Source organism: Neisseria wadsworthii 9715 (assembly GCF_000227765.1).
GTDB lineage: Bacteria > Pseudomonadota > Gammaproteobacteria > Burkholderiales > Neisseriaceae > Neisseria > Neisseria wadsworthii.
In genome coordinates this window covers 544,899-566,339 of record NZ_JH165159.1, presented here as the reverse complement: position 1 = coordinate 566,339, position 21,441 = coordinate 544,899, and the positions used below count along the sequence as shown (strand labels likewise).

The following is a 21,441-nucleotide window of genomic DNA, read 5'->3' as shown; positions in this document are numbered from 1 at the left end:
TTAAGTGAAGGCCGTCTGAAAACAGTTAGCTCCGCAGCCATAACCATCCCCCGAGGAGAAGGAGAAACAGAATGTCTTTGGAAATCAAAACCGCCACCATCGACCCCGTGCGCCAAACCTACGCGCACATCGCCCGCCGCTTCGGCGAGAAGCCCGCTTCCCGCTATCAGGAAGCCACTTACGACGCCCAAGCCGCCGTCAATTTCCATTACCGCCCGCTCTGGATGCCCGAAAAAGAGCTGAACGATCCCACTCACACCGCGCTGACCATGCAGGACTGGTACGCGCTGAAAGACCCGCGCCAGTTTTACTACGGTGCTTATGTGCAAAACCGCGCCAAGATGCAGGACACGGCCGAGAGCAACTATGCCTTTTTTGAAAAGCGCAATCTAGCTTCGCTGATTGAAGAAAGTGTGAAAACGCGCATCATCACCGGCCTGTTGCCGCTGCGCCATGTCGAGCAAACCGCCAACCTGAACATGATGTCGTGCTGCGCCTACGGCTACGGCACCGCTTTAACCCAAGCCTGCTTATATGCCGCGATGGACCGCTTGGGCATCGCCCAATACCTCTCGCGCATCGGCCTCTCGTTGGACGACAACAGCGGCGAATCTTTGGCCGTGGCCAAAAAAGCATGGATGGAAGACCCCGCGTGGCAGGGCGTGCGCGCTTTGTGCGAAGAGCTGCTGGTGCATAAAGACTGGGGCGAATTGTTCGTTGCCCAAAATCTGGTGGTGGATACCTTGCTGAACATCGTTTTCTATCAGCACTTCGACAACTGGCTTTCTGCCAACGGCGCGCGCGATATTTCCATGTTGACCGAATTCATGCAGTCCTGTCTGAAAGACCAAGCCGGCTGGGCAGACAACGTATTGAAAACGCTGGCCGCCGAAAACGAAGCCAACCGCGAACAGCTCAAGAGCTGGATGGAAAAATGGCAGGAAAAAGCCTTTGCCGCCTACCGCCCCATCATTGCCGACCTGTTTGGCGGCGAAGCCGAAAACATATTGGCCGAAACCGCCGCCCAAATCCAACAGCGCGCCGCGAAAACCGGATTAATCGAAAAAGGAAAATAAGCATGAGTTCAAAAGTTTATCTCGCCCTGCAAGACAACGACACTTCCCGCTACATCGTAGAAGCCATCGAGCAAGACAACCCCGACGTGGTGGTCATCCACCAGCCCGCCATGATCCGCATGGAATGCGAAGGGCAATTGGTTGTTAAGAAGGCCACCGTGGAAGAAAAAATGGGTCAAAGCTGGGACGTGCAGGAGCTGCATCTGAATTTGGTCACCATCGGCGGCAATGTGGATGAGGATGATGAACAACTCACCTTAAGCTGGAACCGCTGAGCAAATAAACTTTAATTTCTGCTACGGCGTTGCTGCGCCTTGCCGTACTACCTGTACTGTCTTCGGCTTGCTGCCTTGTATCAGAAATAAGTTTATTTGCCATTAACCATACCGCTTGAGAATAAAGAGGAGAAAAAACAATGGCAAAACTGAATTTAAAAGACAAATACCGTTTGCTCACGCGCGATTTGGATTGGGATTTTTCCTATCAAGACCGCAAAGAAGCGTTTCCGTATGAAGACTTCGAAGGCATCAAAATCACCGACTGGTCGAAATGGGAAGACCCGTTCCGCCTCACCATGGATGCCTATTGGAAGTATCAGGCCGAAAAAGAGAAAAAACTGTATGCCATTTTTGATGCGTTTGCCCAAAACAACGGCCAGTTAAACATCTCAGACCCGCGCTACGTCAACGCCATCAAAATCTTCCTGACCGGCGTTACCCCGCTCGAATATCAGGCTTATCAAGGCTACGCCCATGTGGGCCGCCAGTTTAGCGGCATCGGTGCGCGCATCGCATCGCAAATGCAGTCCATCGACGAATTGCGCCATGTGCAAACCCAAATCCATGCCATGAGCCACTACAACAAGTATTTCGACGGCTTCCAAGACTGGAGCCACATGCACGACCGCGTGTGGTATCTCTCCGTGCCGAAGTCATTCTTTGAAGACGCCCGTTCGGCCGGGCCGTTTGAATTCCTGCTCGCCATCAGCTTCGCCTTCGAATATGTGCTGACCAACCTCTTGTTCGTACCGTTTATGTCGGGCGCGGCGCACAACGGCGACATGGCCACCGTTACCTTCGGCTTCAGCGCCCAATCCGACGAAGCCCGCCACATGACGCTCGGTCTCGAAATCATCAAGTTCCTGCTTGAGCAACACGAAGACAACCTGCCCATCGTGCAGAAATGGATCGACAAATGGTTCTGGCGCGGCACCCGCCTGCTCTCCATCGTGGCCATGATGATGGACTACATGCTGCCGAACAAAGTGATGTCGTGGAAAGAAGCATGGGAAGTGTATTTCGAAGAAGCCGGCGGCGCGCTGTTTAAAGACCTCGAGCGTTACGGCATCCGCATGCCCAAATACAGCGACGTAATCGAAAAAGAAAAAGAGCACATCTCACATCAGGCTTGGTGGATTTTCTACAACTTCGGCCACGCGGCAGGCTTCCACACTTGGATTCCGGCCGACGAAGAGCTGGATTGGCTGAGCGAAAAATACCCCGACACCTTCGACAAATACTACCGCCCGCGTTGGGAATTGGCGAAAAAAATGGAAGCCGAAGGCAAGCGCTTCTATTCCAGCGGACTGCCGCAGCTTTGCCAAGTGTGCCAAGTGCCGATGGGCTTTACCGAAATGAACGGCGATGCCGGCGAAATCAGCTACCGCTGCGCCGAGTTTGAAGGCGAGCGTTACCACATGTGTTCAGACGGCTGCCACGACATCTTTGTGGAAGAACCTGAAAAATTCGCCCAATCCTGGCTGCCCGTGCATCAGATTCTGCAAGGCAACTGCGGCGGCCCCGAGCTGGAGAAAATCCTCAGCGAGTATTACCGCATCAACGTCGGCGCCGACAATTTGGACATGAAAGGTTCGCCCGACGAGCAGCGCTGGAAAGAATGGAAAGGCGTGGCCTGACAAGCAGTTTCAGACGGCCTCATCGTCAATCAATAACAACATAAAAGGAGAAACCATGCCAACTAAAGCCATCCATGAAAACTACCACGGCGACATCCGTGACCGCCGCGAAAACTTCGGCGGCAACATCTTAGTGTATGTCGGATGGGACGAACACCTGCTCTTCTGCTCCGCCAAAGCGTTTCCGCTTCCGCCGGCCATGACCTTCAAAGACTTCCGCGAGCATGTGCTGCCCGAAGGCTTTGCCCAACACCCCGACTTCGAACACATCAAGTGGAACGAAGTGCAATGGCGGCTCAACAACCAAGCCTTCTCCCCCGACGACGGCAAAACGCTGGAGCAGCTCGGTTTCGACCACAAATCGCTGCTGCGCTTCAAAACGCCCGGGCTGAACGGCTGGAACGGCACCGGCGTGTAGAAAGGGGGAAACCATGAGCTATCAAGTAACGGTAGAACCCACCGGCGACGTGATCGAAGTGGAAGAAGGCCAAACCATTTTGGCCGCTGCGCTGCGGCAAGGCGTTTGGCTGCCGTTTGCCTGCGGACACGGCACCTGCGGTACCTGCAAAGTGCAGGTTACCGAAGGCTACGGCGACCTCGGCAACGCTTCCCCCTTCGCCCTGATGGACGTCGAGCGCGACGAAGGTAAAGTGCTGGCCTGCTGCTGCATGCCCGAATCGGATATGACCATCGAAGCCGATATCGACGTCGATCCCGATTTCTTGGGCTACACGGTGGAAGACTACACCGCCACCGTCACTGCGCTGAAGCCGCTTTCGCCCACCATTCTCGGCATCACCCTGAAACTCGACCGACCCATGAAATTTCAGGCAGGCCAATACATCAACCTGCAAGTGCCGGGCGTGGAAGGCACGCGCGCTTTTTCGATTGCCAACCCGCCGTCTATGGCCGACACGGTTGAGCTGCATGTGCGCAAAGTAGAAGGCGGCGCGGCCACCACTTGGCTGCACGAAAGCCTGAAAGAAGGCGACGAGCTGCCGCTTTCCGGCCCTTACGGCCAATTCTTCGTGCGCAAGTCCGACGGTCAAGACGCGATTTTCATTGCCGGCGGTTCGGGCTTGTCCAGCCCCGAATCCATGATTTTGGATTTGCTGGAAGAAGGCGACAGCCGCCGGATTTACCTGTTTCAAGGCGCGCGCAATGTGGCCGAACTCTACCACCGCGAGCTGTTTGAAAAGCTGGCCGAAGAGCATGAAAACTTCCACTACATCCCGGCGCTCAACGCCGCCCTGCCGGAAGAAAACTGGGAAGGCTTCAACGGTTTCGTGCACGAAGCCGTGGCCGATTACTTCAACAACCGTTGCAGCGGCCACAAAGCCTATCTCTGCGGCCCGCCGCCGATGATCGAAGCCGCCATTACCACGCTGATGCAAAGCCGCCTGTTTGAGCGCGACATCCACATGGAGCGCTTCCTCACGGCCGCCGACGGCAGCGAAACACAAACCCGTTCGGCCTTGTTTAAGAAAATCTAAACCATGATTCAGATGTTCGGACAGGCCGTCTGAAAAAACCAAAACCAATAACGAGGAGAAAGCCGTGAGTAAAAAACTTAAAGCGGCCATTATCGGGCCGGGCAACATCGGCACCGACTTACTGATGAAAATGAAGCGTTCCGAGTGGATAGAGCCGGTGTGGATGGTCGGCATCGACCCGCAATCCGAAGGCTTGAAGCGCGCCCGCGACATGGGCATCAAAACCAGCGACACGGGCGTGGACGGCCTGTTGCCGTATGTGAAAGAAGACGACATCCGCATCGCCTTCGACGCCACGTCCGCTTATGTGCATGCCGAAAACAGCCGCAAGCTCAACGAGCAGGGCGTGATCATGATCGACCTCACGCCCGCCGCCATCGGCCCTTTCTGCATTCCGCCCGTGAATCTGAAAGCACACGCCGAAAAGCTGGAAATGAACGTGAACATGGTTACCTGCGGCGGCCAAGCCACCGTGCCAATGGTGGCAGCCATTTCCCGCGTTCAGCCGGTTAGCTACGGAGAAATCATTGCTACCGTGTCGTCCAAATCGGTCGGCCCCGGCACCCGCGCCAACATCGACGAATTCACCCGCACCACCGCGCAGGCCGTGGAAAGCGTGGGCGGCGCCAAAAAAGGCAAGGCCATCATCATCATCAATCCGGCCGAACCGCCTTTGATGATGCGCGACACCATCCACTGCCTCACTGAAAGCGAACCCGACCAAGCCGCGATTACCGAATCGGTACACCGCATGGTGGCCGACGTGCAACGCTATGTGCCGGGCTACACGCTGGTCAACGGCCCCGTGTTCGACGGCAACAAAGTGTCGATTTTCATCGAAGTGAAAGGCTTGGGCGACTTCCTGCCGCCTTTTGCCGGCAACCTCGACATCATGACCGCCGCCGGTTTGCGCACTGCCGAAATGTTTGCCGAAGAAGCGGCCAACGGCGTTTTAACCCTGCCCGCACGCTAAGGAGAACGACATGGATTTAAAAGGTAAAAAAGTTACCCTGCATGATATGAGCCTGCGCGACGGCATGCACGCCAAACGCCATCAGATTTCTTTAGACGAAATGGTAAACATCGCCACCGGTCTCGACGAATCCGGTATGCCGCTGATCGAAGTAACCCACGGCGACGGCTTGGGCGGTGCGTCGCTCAACTACGGCTTTCCTGCCCACAGCGACGAAGAATACCTCGGCGCCGTGATTCCCAAAATGAAGCAGGCCAAAGTGTCGGCACTGCTTTTGCCCGGCATCGGCACCGTTGACCACCTCTTGATGGCCAAAGACTTGGGCGTGTCGTGCATCCGCGTGGCTACGCACTGCACCGAAGCCGACGTTTCCCAACAACACATCACCAAATCCGCCGAGCTGGGCTTGGATACCGTCGGCTTTCTGATGATGGCGCACATGGTGCCCGCGGCCAAACTGATCGAGCAGGCCAAGCTGATGGAAGGCTACGGCGCCAACTGCATCTACTGCACCGATTCGGCGGGTTACATGTTGCCCGAAGAAGTGGAAGAGAAAATCGGTGCGCTGCGCCAAGCCCTGAAGCCCGAAACCGAACTGGGTTTCCACGGCCATCACAACCTCGGCATGGGCATCGCCAACTCGCTGGCCGCCATCAACGCCGGCGCCAACCGCATCGACGGCTCTGTAGCGGGCTTGGGCGCAGGCGCGGGCAATACGCCGCTGGAAGTGTTTGTGGCGGTGTTGGAGCGCATGGGCGTCGAGCACGGTACCGACTTATTCAAACTGATGGACGTGGCCGAAGACCGCGTGGTGCCGATTATGGACCACCCCATCCGCGTCGACCGCAACGCGCTCACGCTGGGTTATGCGGGCGTGTATTCGTCGTTCCTGCTGTTTGCCAAACGCGCCGAAGCCAAATACGGCGTGTCCGCCCGCGAAATTCTGGTGGAGCTGGGCAAGCGCGGCACCGTCGGCGGGCAGGAAGACATGATCGAAGATTTAGCACTCACTATGGCCAAGCAGAAAGGCAAAACAGCATGAGCACATTAAGCAAACAACAAATCGAACAACTGGCCGAACATTTGGAAAACGCCGAATTGCAGGCTTATGAAGTCACCAAAATCACCGACGATTTCCCCGACATGGATTACGAAGACGCCTTCGACATCCAATGGGAAATCCGCCGCCGCAAAGAAGCGCGCGGCAACAAAATCGTCGGCATGAAAATGGGGCTGACCTCATGGGCGAAGATGAGCCAAATGGGCGTGGAGCATCCCTGCTACGGCTTTCTGGCCGACTATTTCAGCGTGCCCGAAGGCGCGGCGGTGAAGCACGACGAGCTGATCCACCCGAAAATCGAAGCGGAATTGGCGTTTGTAACCAAAGCCGACCTGCGCGGCCCCGGCTGCCACATCGGCGACGTATTGGCCGCCACCGATTTCGTGATGCCCGCCATCGAAGTGATTGACTCGCGCTATAAAGATTTCAAATTCGATTTGAAATCGGTGATTGCCGACAACTCTTCTTCCAGCCGTTTCATTACCGGCGGCTGTGCCAAACCCGCGAGCGAATTGGATTTGAAAACGCTGGGCGTGGTAATGGAAATCAACGGCAAAGTGGTGCAGACCGGCGCGGGCGCGGCGGTGTTGGGGCATCCGGCGGCATCGGTCGCCATGCTGGCAAACATGCTGGCCGAGCGCGGCGAATATCTGCCGGCAGGCTCGTTTGTGATGATCGGCGCGATTACCGCCGCCGTGCAGGTGGAAAAAGGCGACTCGTTCTGCGTGCATTTCCAAGATTTGGGCAGCATCAGCGGCCGTTTTGAATAACTTTGTTGCGACAACCGTTACTTAATAGCAGCACCGTCATACTCGGGCTTGACCCGAGTATCTCCAAACGTGACCGAAGCGCAAGATACCGGGGCTAGCCCGAGTATGGCGGGTGAACTGTTTTTAAGCTAATTCATTATCGTTGTTTCAATAGAAACAAAAACCTAAAGAAAGGAAACAACCATGCCGATTATTCAAGTCCACATGATGGAAGGCCGTACCGACGAGCAAAAAGAAGCCGTCATCCGCGAAGTAACCGAAGCCATGGTTCGCGCCGTGGGTGCGCCGAAAGAATCGGTGCGCGTGCTGATCAACGAAATGCCCAAGCAGCATTTCGGCATCGGCGGCGAGTCGGCCAAAGCGAAGGGGCGTTGATGTTTCAGACGGCCTGTCTGAAAACAAGAGGCCGTCTGAAAACGAGCTTTGCGAGTTTCGCTAAAACCGCGAAGGAGGAAACATGGGCTACACCGTATGTATTAAAGACCCGAGCGGTTCGGCCGCCTGCACGCGCAGTATTACCGTGTATGAAGGCCAAACCCTGCTGGCCGCTTCCGAACAGATGGGGCAGCACGCCATTTCGGTGGGTTGCCGCGGCGGCGGATGCGGTGTGTGCCGGATACGGATTTTGTCGGGCTGCTACCGCAAAAAAGCGATGAGCAAAACCCACATCAACGAGCAGGATTTGGCCGAAGGCGTGGTGCTGGCGTGCCGGGTTTTTCCCGAAAGCGATATGGAGATCGTGAGCGAGCCGCCCCCGCCGCCCTACAACCCGTTTATTTAATTCATTCAAGACAACAACCACAAACCGAACAACGAATAGGAGAGACATCATGAGAAAAGGTGTAATGCGTCCCGGACACGTACAAATCCGCGTATTGGACATGGAAGAAGCCGTCAAACACTACGGCGATTTGCTGGGTCTGATTCCCACCGGCAGCGACGAACAAGGCCGCCGCTATTTCAAAGGCTGGACGGAAGTAGACAGCTTCTCCGTCGTGCTGCGCGAAACCGACCATGCCGGCATGGATTTCATGGCCTTCAAAGTGATTGACGAAGCCACCTTAGACAAACTGCGCCAAGAATTAATCGATTTCGGCGGGCTGGACGTGGAAGACATTCCCGCAGGCGAATTGAAAGGCTGCGGCCGCCGCGTGCGCTTTACCGCGCCCACCGGCCATGTGTTCGAACTGTTTGCCACCAAAGACCAGCCCGGTAAGTACGGCGTGGGCGAGCGCAACCCCGAAGCCTGGCCGCGCGATTTGAAAGGCATGAAAGCCACCCGTTTCGACCACTGCCTGCTCTACGGCGACGACCTCGACCGCACCTACGATTTGTTCACCAACGTATTGGGCTTCGACTTGGCCGAGCAAGTGCTCACGCCCGACGGCACCCGCGCCGCGCAGTTCCTCACCTGCTCGATGAAGGCGCACGACGTGGCCTTTATCCGCCATGCCGAAAAAGGCAAATTCCACCACGCCTCGTTTTATCTCGAAACGTGGAACGACGTGCTGATGGCCGGCGACTTGATTGCCATGACCAACACGTCCATCGACATCGGCCCGACCCGCCACGGCCTCACCCACGGCCAAACGATTTATTTCTTCGACCCCTCGGGCAACCGCAACGAAGTGTTTGCCGGCGGCGACTATCACTATCCCGACCACCCGCCCGTAACCTGGGATGCCGAGCAGTTAGGCAAAGCCATTTTCTACCATGACCGCGTGCTCAACGAGCGTTTCTTAACCGTATTGACTTAAGTTGCATGTTCAGACGGCCTGTCTGAAACAAGAGGCCGTCTGAAAATGGATAGCCGTCATACTCGGGCTTGCCCCGAGTATCCCCGAGTAGGACGGCACGGTTATTGATTAAGTATCGAGCGGTCTGACCGTTCTTTTCAGACAGGCATCTAAGACCGTCTGAAAAAACCTTGCACAAACCCTATCGCAAATAAACTTAACAAAGCAGTGCGTCATACTCGGGCTTGACCCGAGTATCCCCCGAGGTTGCCGAAAACCAAGATATCCGGCATGACATATATAAGTTTATTTGCCCTATCAAAATAGAGGCAGCAACATGAAAGAATTCAAACATTTTATCAACGGCGAATATGTCGGCTCCGCCGGCGGCAAAACCTTTGAAAACCGCAATCCGGTCGACAACAGCCTGATCGGCATAGTGCACGAAGCCGGCAAAGAAGAAGTCGATGCCGCCGTAGCCGCCGCCCGCGCCGCGCTCAAAGGTTCGTGGGGTAAGCTCACCCAAGCCCAACGCATCCGGCTCTTAAACAAAGTGGCCGACCGCATCAACGAGCGTTTCGACGAGTTTCTCGAAGCCGAATGCCGCGACACCGGCAAACCGCGCAAAATGGCCGCACACATCGACATCCCGCGCGGCGCCGCCAACTTCAAAGCTTTCTCCGAAACCCTGGCCAACCACCCCACCGAAGCCTTCCGCCTCGACACGCCCGACGGCACCGGCGCCGTCAACATCGGCCACCGCACCCCCAAAGGCGTGGTCGCCGTGATTGCGCCGTGGAACCTGCCGCTGCTGTTAATGACCTGGAAAGTCGGCCCCGCCTTGGCCTGCGGCAACACCGTGGTTGTGAAGCCGTCTGAAGAAACCCCCGCCACCACCACGCTGCTGGGCGAAGTGATGAACGAATGCGGCGTGCCGCCCGGCGTGTTCAACGTCGTGCACGGCTTCGGCCCCAACTCCGCCGGCGCGTTCCTTACCGAACACAAAGGCATCGACGCCATCACCTTCACCGGCGAAACCCGCACCGGCGAAATCATCATGAAAGCCGCCGCCGTCGGCCTGCGCAACATCTCAATGGAATGCGGCGGCAAAAACCCCGCCATCGTGTTTGCCGACTGCGATTTGGAAAAAGCCGTCGAAGGCACCATGCGCTCCGCCTTCGTCAACTGCGGCCAAGTCTGCCTCGGCACCGAGCGCGTGTATGTAGAACGCCCGCTGTTCAACGACTTCGTGCGCCGCATGAAAGAAGAAGCCGCCAAACTCAAACCCGGCCGCCCCGAAGACCCCGAAGCCAACTTCGGCCCCTTGGTCAGCCAGGAGCACCGCAACAAAGTGCTGTCGTACTACAAACTGGCCGTGGAAGAAGGCGCCACCGTAGAAATCGGCGGCGGCGTGCCCGACATGGGCGAAGCCCTCAAAGACGGCGCCTGGGTCGAGCCGACCATCTGGACAGGCCTGCCCGACGACGCCCGCGTCATCCGCGAAGAAATCTTCGGCCCCTGCTGCCACATCCGTCCCTTCGATACCGAAGAAGAAGCCGTCGCACTGGCCAACGACACCGACTACGGCCTCGCCGCCGCCATCTGGACGGAAAACAGCAGCCGCGCCGTGCGCGTGGCCGAGCAGATGGAAGCCGGCATCGTGTGGGTAAACAGCTGGTTTTTGCGCGATTTGCGCACCGCATTCGGCGGCGCCAAACAGTCCGGCATCGGCCGCGAAGGCGGCGTACACGGCCTCGAGTTTTACACCGAGCTGAAAAACATCTGCATCAAGATGTAAGGCAGGCCGTCTGAAAGCGGGCTGTGCGGTTCTAAAGACCGTAGGGCGGGCATCCCTGCCCGCCTCCCAACAACCCGACAACCCATAACAAAAGGCCGTCTGAAATTTCAGACGGCCTCACGGAGAAATACCATGACCCAAGACGACATCAAACGCTTCGGCACCATGCTCTACCAAGCCATGACCGGCCGCCAAGCCATCCGCCCGCTCACCGAACAAGCGCCCGACATCACCATCGAAGACGCCTACCACATCTCCCAAGCCTTCCTGCAACACCGCTTGGACGCCGGAGAAAAAGTCATCGGCAAAAAAATCGGCCTCACCTCGCACGCCGTCCAATCCATGCTCAAAGTTGACCAGCCCGATTTCGGCTTCCTCACCGACAAAATGGTATTCAGCCAAGGGCAAGACATGCCCGTCAGCCAAATGCTGATGCAGCCGCGCGCCGAGGGCGAAATTGCCTTCGTGCTGAAAAAAGACCTCAACGGCCCCGGCGTGACCGCCGCCGACGTCATCGCCGCCACCGAATGCGTGATGCCGTGTTTTGAAATCGTCGATTCCCGCATCGAAAACTGGCAAATCAAAATCCAAGACACCGTCGCCGACAACGCCTCCTGCGGCCTCCTGATTCTCGGCGATACCGCCGTCAGCCCGCGCCAAGTCGATTTGCGCACCTGCGGCATGGTTGTCGAGAAAAACGGCAAAATCATCAGCACCGGCGCCGGCGCCGCCGCCCTCGGCAGCCCCGTCAACTGCGTCGCCTGGCTCGCCAACACCCTCGGCAGCTTCGGCATCCCGCTCAAAGTCGGCGAAATCATCCTCTCCGGCGCGCTGGTGCCGCTGGAAAACGTGAGCGCAGGCGATTTCATGTCGGTATCCATCGGCGGCATCGGCAACGCTTCGGTGTTGTTTGGCTGAAGCCGGATTTAAAAAGCGTATCACATTAAGATACACTGAGGCCGTCTGAATGATTTTTCAGACGGCCTGCGTTTGTTTTGAAGTGGAGATAAATATCTGAAACAGCGTTCGTATGCTTACGCTGCTTGCCCTAAGCCAACATTAAAGATGCCTGTCTGAAACCTTTTCAGACAGGCAATTCCATTATGACGATATATCGGTTTAGATAATCAATATCCGACCAGTTCAATAATGAACATTGATGATGACTTTATCTCTGTATTCGCCTGCGCGATAGTCGGCAGAATCAACCGTGGCGTAAACATTATACGTTTGTGCCGAGCCGTTGCCTCTGCCGCTCACTCCGTTGCCTATGTCCCGGCTTGTCGCCGTATCGCCCCACACAGCCCCGTTCATGCCGGCGGCTGAGCGCAGCTGATATGGTATGCGGTCGGGATTGCCTGTTTGAACGGCTCTCATTTCTCCGGCTCCGTCCGAATGGCCGTTTGAGGGCATCAGGCCGATGTTGTAAGGCGTATTTGAGGTGCAGGTAACGTTGAAGGAAGTCTGCCCCTGCAAATTGGCTGCCGTCGGGCCGACTGTGCCGAAATGAATATCTTGCGGCGCGTCGACACGGCAGTTTTGAATCACTGTGGCTGATACTTCAAATGGGAACCTTAAATTTCCGAAACTGCTTTCAGGGCAAGCTTTGGGTGTATCTTCGGACGTTTCGTAGAAGGTCATTGCTGTAGAGTTGCCGGCAAAGCTGGTCGTATAGCGCCCGGGTGCAATGCCGGTTTGAGCCGGATTCAGCTTGGCATAAACGGGAAACGTTATGGATTGGGGACGGAAGATGGAAGGAACCTCGATAACTTTATTGATAGATTTTCCGACACGCTGGTTGGTGGCTGCCAAAATAGTTGTATGGTTCGGATCTCCATAGAGATTATAGGTCAAAATCCCTGAAGCGCAGGAACCGTTGCGGCACATACGGCGGGGATCTAAGGCACGCGGTGTTACCCGACCACCATCTGCCGTCAGACAAACATTAAATTTTTGAGGGCTCCATTGGGCGGCTGTTTTCTCGCATGTAACCGTTACTTGTGCCTGTGTTGTCCACGACCGGCCGTCAAGCCAATCGACATTGCCGAAGTTCACCGGCTCCATCGTTGCCGTACACTTTGCCCAAGCTTCTTGTGCGGGCAGCAGCCCCAGCAGTGTTGCGGACAATGCGGCGGCAAATAATCGGGAGGATTTGCGTACCCGCTGTGGCTTTTTCGCTATTTTGTCGAGTTCGTACATATCGTTTCACCTAAATCAGGCAGGCTGCCTTTATATTGTTCCGCCCGATAGTCTATATCAAACCTGCATTCGCCGCCGTTTTCCGGCAGCCGCACCGTGAAGCGGTTGCGCCCTTCTGCCAAATGTTCGATAAATGCGCGGCCGTCAAAGCCGACCACGGCTACGGGCGTGCCGTCTTCGCGGTTAATTACTGAGCCGTCTTTTACAAAGAGGCCGTCTGAATATTTCAGGGTCAGGGAAGCGGCGCGCATGATGCTGAACTTGAAATCCACGGCCACGCCGGAGCGTTCGGTCGGCACTGCCTGCACGCGCGAGCGTTCGGCCTGTACGTTTTGCGGCAAATCAGTAATGTCGATATCGAGCGTGTTTTTCTGGTAAGCCGATAAATTGGGCACCAGCAGCAGGCCTTTGCGGTTGGTTTTGCCGACGGTGTTGTTAAACAGCATCACCGGCACGTCGGCCATGCCGCCCGCGCTGACGACGGCAAAGCTGTCGTTGACGGTGCGGGTGGCGAATACGTCGCCCCGCATCAGAACGATTCCGCCGCGCACTCCTGCATTCCAATTGGTAACGCCGCGGGTGTTATATACGCTGCCTCTGAAATCGCCGTATTGGGTATCGTAGTTCAGATAGCCGTTCAGATGGCCTTGCCGCTTGGCGTGGCTGCTGCTTTGCTGCTGCCAGCCGATGTTCCAAGAAGGGCTGCCCAATCCTGATGAGGATTTGCTTACAGAGAGGCGGTGGGTTTGGTTGCTGCTGCCGTCCCGCTGGCTGCTGGCGTTGGCGGAGTAGCCTTTATCCAAGCTGAGCGACACGCCGCCGTAGATGCTGCGCTGTTCGCTGTTGTTGAAATTGTGTGCGGCATTCAGATACACGCCGATGCGTTTGCCGATATTAAAATTCCAGTTGAACGTGCCGATTTTATCGGTTTGCTGCTCGGCGCTGCGTTTGTTGTGCAGGTAAGAGAGTGCAAATGCGCCCAGCTTCGGGCTGCTCCAGCCGAGCGAGGCGGAAGCTGTGCGGGTGTGGCCGGGTTCGGGCTGAAATTCTTCTTGATCAATGATTCTGCTTAATTCTGAAAAGCTGTTGCCGTAGTGGCTCCAGCCTGCGCCAAACGACCACGGGCCTTTTTGCGTGCTGAAAAACACGCTGCTTTGCGCGCCTTTGTGTTGTTTGAAACGGCTTTGTGCATAGCTGAGGTTCAGTTGCCCCAGCGAACCGATTACCGTGTTTGCCGCTGCGCCGAACTGGCGGTATCCGCCGCCGCCCTGTGCATGAAGCTGGCCGGTTAAAAAGTGGCTGATGCCGTAGCGCACCGCGCCGCTGCCGACCAGTTTTTTGTCGTAATCGAAATTGCGCAGGCCATAGCCGCGCCGTAAATAACCGGCTTCCAGCGACCATTCGTTCAAGCCTTTGGCTAGCATGCCCGTGCCTCGGTACAGAGGCATATCCACCACAACCTGCCGGCCTAATACGTCTGTGGCCACCACTTGCGCCGTTCCGCTGCCGCTGATGGAAGGCGGCAGAGTGATTTCATATTTGCCGGCACCCACCTCTTGGCTATATTGCTTCACGCCGTTCAAATATAAATCCACCGTGCCGGGCAGGGTGGTTTCGCCCAGATAAGAGCGCAAAGGGGCGGTGTTGCGCCACGGCTGCGTGCGGTAAGTATGCTCGAGCTTGATGCCGCCCAAACGCGAGCTGCTGCCGCCCAACTGCCCGGCCAAAATATCGCCCGCCGTCAACACCAAGCCCTGCTCAGGCCAAGTGCTGCGCCAATAAGTATCCAAACGCACGTTTTTATCGACGTTGCGTCTGTTTTCTTTGTGCCGGTTCCAAAGATGGTTATGGCTCAGGTAGCCGGCAGGCGTGGTCAGGCGCGATTCGGCCAAGAGGCCGTGGCTGATCCCGCCGTTGCCGTTGCGCGCCATGTTGTAATCGTAATTCAACACGCCCGCAAAACCGGCGCGGGCAATATGGTAGGCATGCTCGGTTTCTTTGCCGATTCGGGTAACGGGCAGATTCAGCCAATCCAAAGGCGCGGTCAGTGCCAAGGTTTGGTTGGCGGCATCGTATTGCACTGCCAAATCGGGTATGGTTTCCAGCCCAAGCCAGCCTGCCGCGGCTGTTTGCTGCGTTTGGCTTTCTTGGTTGTCAATCTCGGGCAGGTTTTCAGACGGCCTTTCCGAAGCAGTCGGTTCGGTTTCGGATTCATGTGCGGCGGAATCCGTATTGGTTGCAGATACGGCAGTGCCGTCGGTATCGGCAGCCCTTGCTTCGGCCTGCTTGGCTTGCCGCACATGCGAATGCGGCACGCGGATACCTAAAGAAACAAGCGTATCCGTTTGCACGAACAAACGCCCGTGATGCGACATGAATTGAAACAGGCCGTCTGAAGTGCTGCCGTTTACCGACACTTGCGGATACACCGGCAGCCACCCGTCTGTATAAGCGGCTGCTTTAGGAACGGGCGGTGCGGCGCATGTTTGAAATGCACAAACAGAAAGCAACACGCCGGCGGTAATCCGTTTTAACGGAAATGCAGTATTAATGTACCGCACCTTGAACCTCCGGCTTTATCTGCCGACCGTTTACCGTAGCCGACAACCCGCCGTTTTTGAATGAAGCAGGTGCGGCATCCAGCGTGTTTTTCCAAGTGTTTCCCGGCAGCACATATCCTGCCAACCCATTGATCAACGCCTGCTCCTTCCCACCTGTTTTGACAGACAGATGGCTCAATTGGGCATAAGCCTTACCGATGTTTTTAACAGTTAGTACGGCTTTGCCGTCAGGCGCGCGTTCAACACGCCATTGCAGATTGGCTTCGGGGGAATCCGTTTGATTTAAAAACAGAGGAATAGAATAACGCAACACAAATTGCAGGCTGCCGCCCGGCTTTTCTTCGGGCGCAGGAAGCTCGTCCACTATCAGGCGGAACGCCTCTTCCTGTTGTCCGGCAGGTTTGGTTCGGATAACTCGGAATTGTTGCGCGCCACCGGCCGCCAGTTTCACCATCGGCGGGCTGGCTACTACGTCGCCGCTGGGCGTGAGTACGTCTTTGCCTTTGTCATCTTGGTGCCAACGGTACACGCGCACTTGGGCGGTAAGCGGTTTGCCGCCCGTGTTGGTTAACGTGAAAACGCCTGCCCGTTGTTTAACGGGCAGGGATAAACCGGTCGGGCTGACTTGCAGACCGGCGGCAAAAGCGCCGGATACTGCACCCAGCGCCAAACCGGCCAACAAGCATGCCTTTTGATATTTCAGGCTTGCCATATCTGTATCAGCTTTGATGTGATTGAAAAATTGAATTAATAAGAAACTTCGACAGCCACACGGTCAATATAGCGGCCTGCTGTTTTATCCAGCTCGGTTCCGGCCACTTTGCCGTAAACAAGGTGATGGATGGGTGAAGCAATACCTTCACCTCTACCTGTCAGTGTATTTACATTTTTTTGGTTACCCCAAGCTTGGCTATAACCGTCATCTTTATAGAGCGTATAAGCAATTTTATCGTTGGCGGTAGCGGCAGCTGAACCGGTCAAACCGCTCATTGTGCCTGCTCCTGTGGTGCTGCTGGTGCTATCCGGTGTTAAAGCAATTTGGTAAGGCGTGCCTTTGGTACATTTGACTTGAATGCCTCCACCTGCTCCTGCTTTGCTTAAGCGTTTTACATCGGCTGTACTGTTGGAAAGATGCTCACCGAAATCGATATCTGCTCCGGCTGAAGGCGTTGTTAGTTCTTGAGTAGGTGCATTACCTGTGCTGGTTTCTACCTGGCAAACAGGCATAATACGGATGGTCACATGGAATTCAGAACTTACGCTCTCTGCATAAGCCATACCGGATGCTGACAATGCAGCCATAGTTGAAGTGAGTACGAATAATTTTTTAACCGCTTTCATGTGTTTAAGTCCTTATTTATTAAAATTTTTAATTTTTACCCGACAAATTCAGATACCAGAAATCTATTTATCAGACCGCTTGTATCACAGGTAACGGACAGAATTATTATTCCAATTGAAAGTAACATCAAGTTATTTTCAAATCGTTACACAACTAAACAAATTTTATGTGGGTTTTTGGACAAACTTCTCCACGCGGCCTTTTCAATCTGCCAAAAATTCAGTTTCCCCCACACTGTCGATCTGCCATTTTCCATGCTCAAACCTAAGCCGCGATACTGAAGCATTATCTACACTCCGGTAAATGATGCTGTTGAAATCAATATTTTTCAAAATAGAAGTAATCGCTATTCCGTGCGCCACCACCAACACCTTTTGCGCGCCGTTGCTGCGTTCGGCCACTTCCGCCATGCCGTTTTTCAAGCGTGTGACAAACTGTGTTTCGTTTTCAGCCAAACCCAGCTCATCCAGAGCCGCTACGGTTTCGGCCAGCAGATGGTGGTCGGCATTTTGATAAGCCTGTTTCCATGCCTGCACATCGGCCAAACCTAAAGATGCGGCAATCATTTCATGCAGCTTATGGCTGAATTCTCCTTCAAACCCACCGAAGCAATATTCACGCAAATCAGGCAGTTGCACCAAGGGCAAATCGGCCTGCCCTTGATAGGTCAAAATAATTCGGGCAGTTTCAGCGGCACGGGGGGCGGTGCTGGAAAATGCTGCATCAAAACGGATTTTGTGCACTGCCAAACCACGGCCTAAACGGGCGGCAACATCCCGCCCTTCCTGAGTGAGGGGAGAATCACTCCAGCCTTGCAGGCGGCCTATGGTGTTGAACACGGTTTTGCCGTGTCGCACAAGATAGATTTGCAGAGACATGCTTTTTCCTTTCTATTGATTTTTCAGACAGGCATTATAAACGGCAGATACCCGGCCTGCCGTTTTAAATTAAGACGTGAATACCGTCTTACCACAAACAAAACAATGCCTGTCTGAAAGCTTGTTCAGACAGGCATAATCCCTTTCACATCAAGCCGCTTCCCAATAATCGATGTAAAGCTGCAATTCCAGATTATTGCGCCATTCATTAGCTACCGGTCGGTAAACCGTGCGGATGCGCTCGGGGATTTCCTCCGTGCAGCGCCAAAACATAGCTTCAAATTGGCATCCTTCTTTTTGCAGCCACACTTTTTTATGGTTCACACCCATTGCCTGCTGGCGGATAACGGCAAACTCATCGGTAAAACTCGGCGGCGCGAAGCCCTGCCCCCAAACCTGCCCTGCCAGATTCTGCGCCTGCGCCAGTGTGATTTCCACAGCGGGCAGGCTGCCGTCGGTAATATAGGTTTGCGACAAATCATCTTCACAGAGCAGCTCACCCACAATGCGCTCAAATGCTTCTTGAAACCTGCCCACATTTTCCGCAGCGATGCTCAAGCCCGCCGCCATCGCATGGCCGCCGAATTTCAAAATCAGGTCGGGATAACGCTTCGACACCAAATCCAGCGCATCGCGCAAATGCAGCTTGGGGATGGAGCGGCCGGAGCCGCGCACTTCGCCGTTATCCGCCGGCGCAAACACAATGGCGGGGCGGTAAAAACGGTCTTTCAAACGGCTGGCAACAATGCCGACCACGCCTTGATGAAAATCTTCGCGATAGGCCGTAACCGTGGTTTGGCCGGCCGGTAACGTTTCAGGGAACGCGTCCAACGCATCTTGCAGCATCGATTGCTCGATTTCGCGCCGCTCGATATTCAAATCATTGAGTTGCGCGGCAAACTGTTGCGCCGTTTCAGCGCTATCAGCGAGCAGGCAGGCAATGCCGAGCGACATATCGTCCAAACGCCCCGCCGCATTGATGCGCGGCCCCAACGCAAAGCCCATATCGAAAGGCTGCGCCTTGCGCCAATCGCGCTTGGCCGCCTCAAACAAAGCGCGGATACCGTGGCACATCTTGCCCGCCCTCATCCGCTTCAAGCCCTGCGACACCAAAATGCGGTTATTGTGATCCAGCGTCACCACATCGGCCACCGTGCCCAACGCCACCAAATCCAGCAGATCAGCCAAATTCGGTTCGTGATGCCTGTCTGAAAAATGGTTACGGCTGCGCAGCTCCGAGCGCAAAGCCATCAACACATAAAAAATCACACCCACGCCCGCCAGATTTTTGCTGGCAAACGTGCAGCCCGGCTGGTTCGGGTTCACAATCAAACAATCCGGCAGCGCATCACCCGGCAAATGATGATCGGTAACCAACACATCCAAACCCAGAGCCTGCGCGTGCGCCACGCCCGCCGTGCTGGCAATGCCGTTATCCACCGTCAGCAGCAAATCCGCGCCCTGCCCCGCCGCCAACCCCGCCAACTCGGGCGTTAAACCATAACCGTGTTCAAAACGGTTGGGCACCAGAAAGTCCACCCGCGCGCCCATCACGCCCAAACCTTTCATCCCCACCGCACAAGCCGTTGCGCCGTCGGCATCATAGTCGGCCACAATCAGAATCCGCTCCCGCTTTTGCACCGCATCCGCCAAACGCACCGCCGCCGCTTCACAGTTTTGCAAGCCCTCAAACGGCAACAACCCCGCCAGCTTGTCTTGCAGCTCCTCCGGCCGCTCCACCGAACGCGCCGCACACAAACGCGCCAGCAACGGATCTGCTCCGGCGGCAATCAAAGCTTTGCAGGTTTCGGGATTAAATGTACGGGTTTGGATTTTGACAGACATTCAGATTCAAACAAAATTGGAAAACGCGTATTGTACGCTTTTTAGAAGGAATTTTCAGACAGGCATAACAGAAATTACAAACGCCTGTCTGAAAGGTTTCAGACAGGCATCGGTTAAGAATAATGCAAAAGCCAACCAGATATTAAATCACTCCAACGGAAGCCATATCTTCAAATGCTGCTACCGCATTAATACTACCATCAGCACGATTGAGATATTTCAATAAATCAGGTTTAAACGCCTGTTGGTCTTTGAATTCGAATTTCTCAATTTCATACGAACCGCTGTTGAAGAAATTCTCAACCGTTACCGAATCGGTATCGTTGTAACCCGATAAAACCAGATTGCTGCCCTCTTTGCGGAACTTGGTTTCCGCCAGCGTAATATCGGTAAAACGGATGGTGTCGGCTTCTTTGGTGCCGTTGGCAAAATCAGTGATTCTGTCCGTTCCGTGACCTTTGGCAAACACATAAGTGTCAGCTCCGCCACCGCCTTCTATATAATCGTTGCCCGTTCCGCCGATTAGTGTATCTGCGCCGCCATAACCGTAAAGTTTGTCGTTACCCGAACCGCCGTCCAGAATATCAATATTACTTTGTCCGCTAAGCGAATCATCACCTGCTCCGCCCGATAAGTAATTAAGTGATTTTTTACTGCTCAAAGAATCATTCTGTTCAGTGCCTTTTTGGATGTCTAAAGCATCTTTGCCCAAAGCTTCTGTATATTTTTCTAAATTACCTGCTTCGGATGCTTTATAAAAATACTCAGCAAACAATCCCGACAATCCGCCTAAATCTGCGCCTTGTTTGCTGTAGGCAATGAACTCGCCCAAATCCACAAACGCTTTTTGCGGGTCTTTGGCGTGTACTTCGTTGAACTTAGCCAAAACTTTTGAATAATCCAGCTTGAATTCGTTGTTTTCAATAGTAAAGCCGATTTCTTCCAGATAAGGTTTCAAACGGGTTTGGAACAACAGTCCTTTATACACGCCTTCGGCAAGCTGGTTGTAGCTTAAGGTTGAGGTGCGGTGGAAATTGGCGATTTCCTGATTTGAGGTTACATAAATGGTGTTGGACTTGCGGCCGGTAAAAGAATCCAGCGCAGCAATTTTGGCGAGGGCGGAATCAATCAGGTCGAGGTATTCTTTTGGCGGGTCCAATAAAATGCCACTAACCGTCATATTGCCATTACCAGCACCACCGGCACGAACAATGGCCGTACCTTCATTGGCAGTTTGGATATAAGGAGCCGAAAACTGCACGCCCTGCCCATAAAGCGGATCGGTTTTTGCCCATTTGTCGATTAAACCGTCGATCATGGCTTTTTGCGCTTCTTTGGTTTCGGCTGCCGAATAGGCTTTTAAATCGGCGGCCAATTCTTCGGATAACACTGCTGCCTCACGCAGATCGCGCACCCTGCCCATACCGCGCAAATTGGCGGCTTTGGCTTGCTCTTCGGTCATTTCCACCGTATCGGTGAAGCGGCTATAGATCGGATCGTCGGCCAAAAGCAGATCGCCCATTTTTTGGGTTTTACCGTCCACCGTGGTGTAGCTGCCTTCGCGTGCCAAGCGGTTGCCGTTCCCCAGATTTTGGTTGGCATTTTGATGCGCCACATTTAAAGACTGTACATTCACATCCTGCAAAGCAAACAATTCGTCTTTTTGGCTGTAGCCGTCTTGGTTCAAATCGCGCCATACGCGCAGTTTGGCGAAGTTTTCGTCTTTGGCATCAACCACACCATCGCCGTTGCTGTCGAATTCGGCCAATGCGGCAAAGCCTGTGGGGGCGGTGCT

Annotated in this window: 20 protein-coding genes; 13 read left to right on the top strand and 7 right to left on the bottom strand. The window is 54.8% G+C overall.

The window, feature by feature from the left end:
- The first annotated feature begins 71 nt into the window (after nt 1-71).
- The 13 genes from HMPREF9370_RS02410 (at nt 72) to dmpE (ending at nt 11,739) form a co-directional block, all read left to right on the top strand.
- Nucleotides 72-1,076 (top strand): aromatic/alkene monooxygenase hydroxylase subunit beta, encoded by a 1,005-nt coding sequence (locus HMPREF9370_RS02410; protein WP_009115694.1) that lies wholly within the window; start codon nt 72-74, stop codon nt 1,074-1,076.
- Nucleotides 1,077-1,078: 2 nt separating this feature from the next.
- On the top strand, nt 1,079-1,351 hold the full coding sequence (locus tag HMPREF9370_RS02405; protein WP_009115693.1) for an MmoB/DmpM family protein: 273 nt from the start codon (nt 1,079-1,081) through the stop codon (nt 1,349-1,351).
- A gap of 140 nt (nt 1,352-1,491) precedes the next feature.
- Entirely contained in the window at nt 1,492-2,991 is a 1,500-nt protein-coding gene (locus HMPREF9370_RS02400; protein WP_009115691.1) for an aromatic/alkene/methane monooxygenase hydroxylase/oxygenase subunit alpha, read from the top strand.
- Between the two features lie 55 nt (nt 2,992-3,046).
- Nucleotides 3,047-3,409 carry a phenol hydroxylase subunit P4 gene (locus HMPREF9370_RS02395; protein ID WP_009115690.1) on the top strand — a complete coding sequence of 121 codons (363 nt, stop codon included), beginning with the start codon at nt 3,047-3,049 and terminating at the stop codon, nt 3,407-3,409.
- Nucleotides 3,410-3,422: 13 nt separating this feature from the next.
- Nucleotides 3,423-4,484 (top strand): NADH:ubiquinone reductase (Na(+)-transporting) subunit F, encoded by a 1,062-nt coding sequence (locus HMPREF9370_RS02390; RefSeq protein ID WP_009115689.1) that lies wholly within the window; start codon nt 3,423-3,425, stop codon nt 4,482-4,484.
- Between the two features lie 64 nt (nt 4,485-4,548).
- A complete protein-coding gene (locus tag HMPREF9370_RS02385; RefSeq protein ID WP_009115688.1) occupies nt 4,549-5,457 on the top strand; it encodes an acetaldehyde dehydrogenase (acetylating) in 909 nt (302 codons plus the stop codon).
- A 10-nt stretch (nt 5,458-5,467) separates the two neighbouring features.
- The gene (gene dmpG / locus HMPREF9370_RS02380) at nt 5,468-6,499 is read left to right on the top strand and encodes a 4-hydroxy-2-oxovalerate aldolase (RefSeq protein WP_009115687.1); all 1,032 of its coding nucleotides are present in this window, start codon (nt 5,468-5,470) and stop codon (nt 6,497-6,499) included.
- Nucleotides 6,496-7,287 (top strand): 2-oxo-3-hexenedioate decarboxylase, encoded by a 792-nt coding sequence (gene dmpH, locus HMPREF9370_RS02375; protein ID WP_009115686.1) that lies wholly within the window; start codon nt 6,496-6,498, stop codon nt 7,285-7,287. The genes dmpG and dmpH overlap by 4 nt, the downstream gene beginning before the upstream one ends.
- 183 nt (nt 7,288-7,470) lie before the next feature.
- Nucleotides 7,471-7,662: a 4-oxalocrotonate tautomerase gene (locus HMPREF9370_RS02370; protein ID WP_009115685.1), complete on the top strand. Its 192-nt coding sequence runs from the start codon at nt 7,471-7,473 to the stop codon at nt 7,660-7,662.
- A gap of 82 nt (nt 7,663-7,744) precedes the next feature.
- Nucleotides 7,745-8,068 carry a 2Fe-2S iron-sulfur cluster-binding protein gene (locus HMPREF9370_RS02365; RefSeq protein WP_009115684.1) on the top strand — a complete coding sequence of 108 codons (324 nt, stop codon included), beginning with the start codon at nt 7,745-7,747 and terminating at the stop codon, nt 8,066-8,068.
- Nucleotides 8,069-8,117: 49 nt separating this feature from the next.
- Complete coding sequence (locus HMPREF9370_RS02360; protein WP_009115683.1) at nt 8,118-9,044, top strand: catechol 2,3-dioxygenase; 927 nt, start codon at nt 8,118-8,120, stop codon at nt 9,042-9,044.
- Between the two features lie 316 nt (nt 9,045-9,360).
- Nucleotides 9,361-10,821 carry a 2-hydroxymuconic semialdehyde dehydrogenase gene (locus HMPREF9370_RS02355; RefSeq protein WP_009115682.1) on the top strand — a complete coding sequence of 487 codons (1,461 nt, stop codon included), beginning with the start codon at nt 9,361-9,363 and terminating at the stop codon, nt 10,819-10,821.
- A 132-nt stretch (nt 10,822-10,953) separates the two neighbouring features.
- Nucleotides 10,954-11,739, top strand: coding sequence for a 2-oxopent-4-enoate hydratase (dmpE, locus tag HMPREF9370_RS02350; RefSeq protein WP_009115681.1), 786 nt, complete (start codon nt 10,954-10,956; stop codon nt 11,737-11,739).
- A 225-nt stretch (nt 11,740-11,964) separates the two neighbouring features.
- On the opposite strand, the gene HMPREF9370_RS11580 is transcribed toward dmpE, so the two are convergent.
- The 7 genes from HMPREF9370_RS11580 to HMPREF9370_RS02315 all read right to left on the bottom strand — a co-directional run.
- Nucleotides 11,965-13,020 (bottom strand): Csu type fimbrial protein, encoded by a 1,056-nt coding sequence (locus HMPREF9370_RS11580; protein WP_009115680.1) that lies wholly within the window; start codon nt 13,018-13,020, stop codon nt 11,965-11,967.
- Nucleotides 12,999-15,581, bottom strand: a complete 2,583-nt coding sequence (locus HMPREF9370_RS02340) for a fimbria/pilus outer membrane usher protein (protein ID WP_009115679.1) — start codon at nt 15,579-15,581, stop codon at nt 12,999-13,001. The genes HMPREF9370_RS11580 and HMPREF9370_RS02340 overlap by 22 nt, the downstream gene beginning before the upstream one ends.
- Nucleotides 15,568-16,293: a fimbrial biogenesis chaperone gene (locus tag HMPREF9370_RS02335; RefSeq protein ID WP_009115678.1), complete on the bottom strand. Its 726-nt coding sequence runs from the start codon at nt 16,291-16,293 to the stop codon at nt 15,568-15,570. The genes HMPREF9370_RS02340 and HMPREF9370_RS02335 overlap by 14 nt, the downstream gene beginning before the upstream one ends.
- Before the next feature lie 35 nt (nt 16,294-16,328).
- A complete protein-coding gene (locus tag HMPREF9370_RS02330; protein ID WP_009115677.1) occupies nt 16,329-16,922 on the bottom strand; it encodes a Csu type fimbrial protein in 594 nt (197 codons plus the stop codon).
- A gap of 204 nt (nt 16,923-17,126) precedes the next feature.
- A complete protein-coding gene (locus HMPREF9370_RS02325) occupies nt 17,127-17,801 on the bottom strand; it encodes a histidine phosphatase family protein (protein ID WP_009115676.1) in 675 nt (224 codons plus the stop codon).
- 150 nt (nt 17,802-17,951) lie between these two features.
- Complete coding sequence (recJ, locus tag HMPREF9370_RS02320) at nt 17,952-19,646, bottom strand: single-stranded-DNA-specific exonuclease RecJ (protein ID WP_009115675.1); 1,695 nt, start codon at nt 19,644-19,646, stop codon at nt 17,952-17,954.
- Nucleotides 19,647-19,788: 142 nt separating this feature from the next.
- Nucleotides 19,789-21,441 (bottom strand): SPM autocatalytic domain-containing protein (locus tag HMPREF9370_RS02315; RefSeq protein ID WP_040666811.1); only part of this gene is annotated, 1,653 nt, incomplete at its 5' end.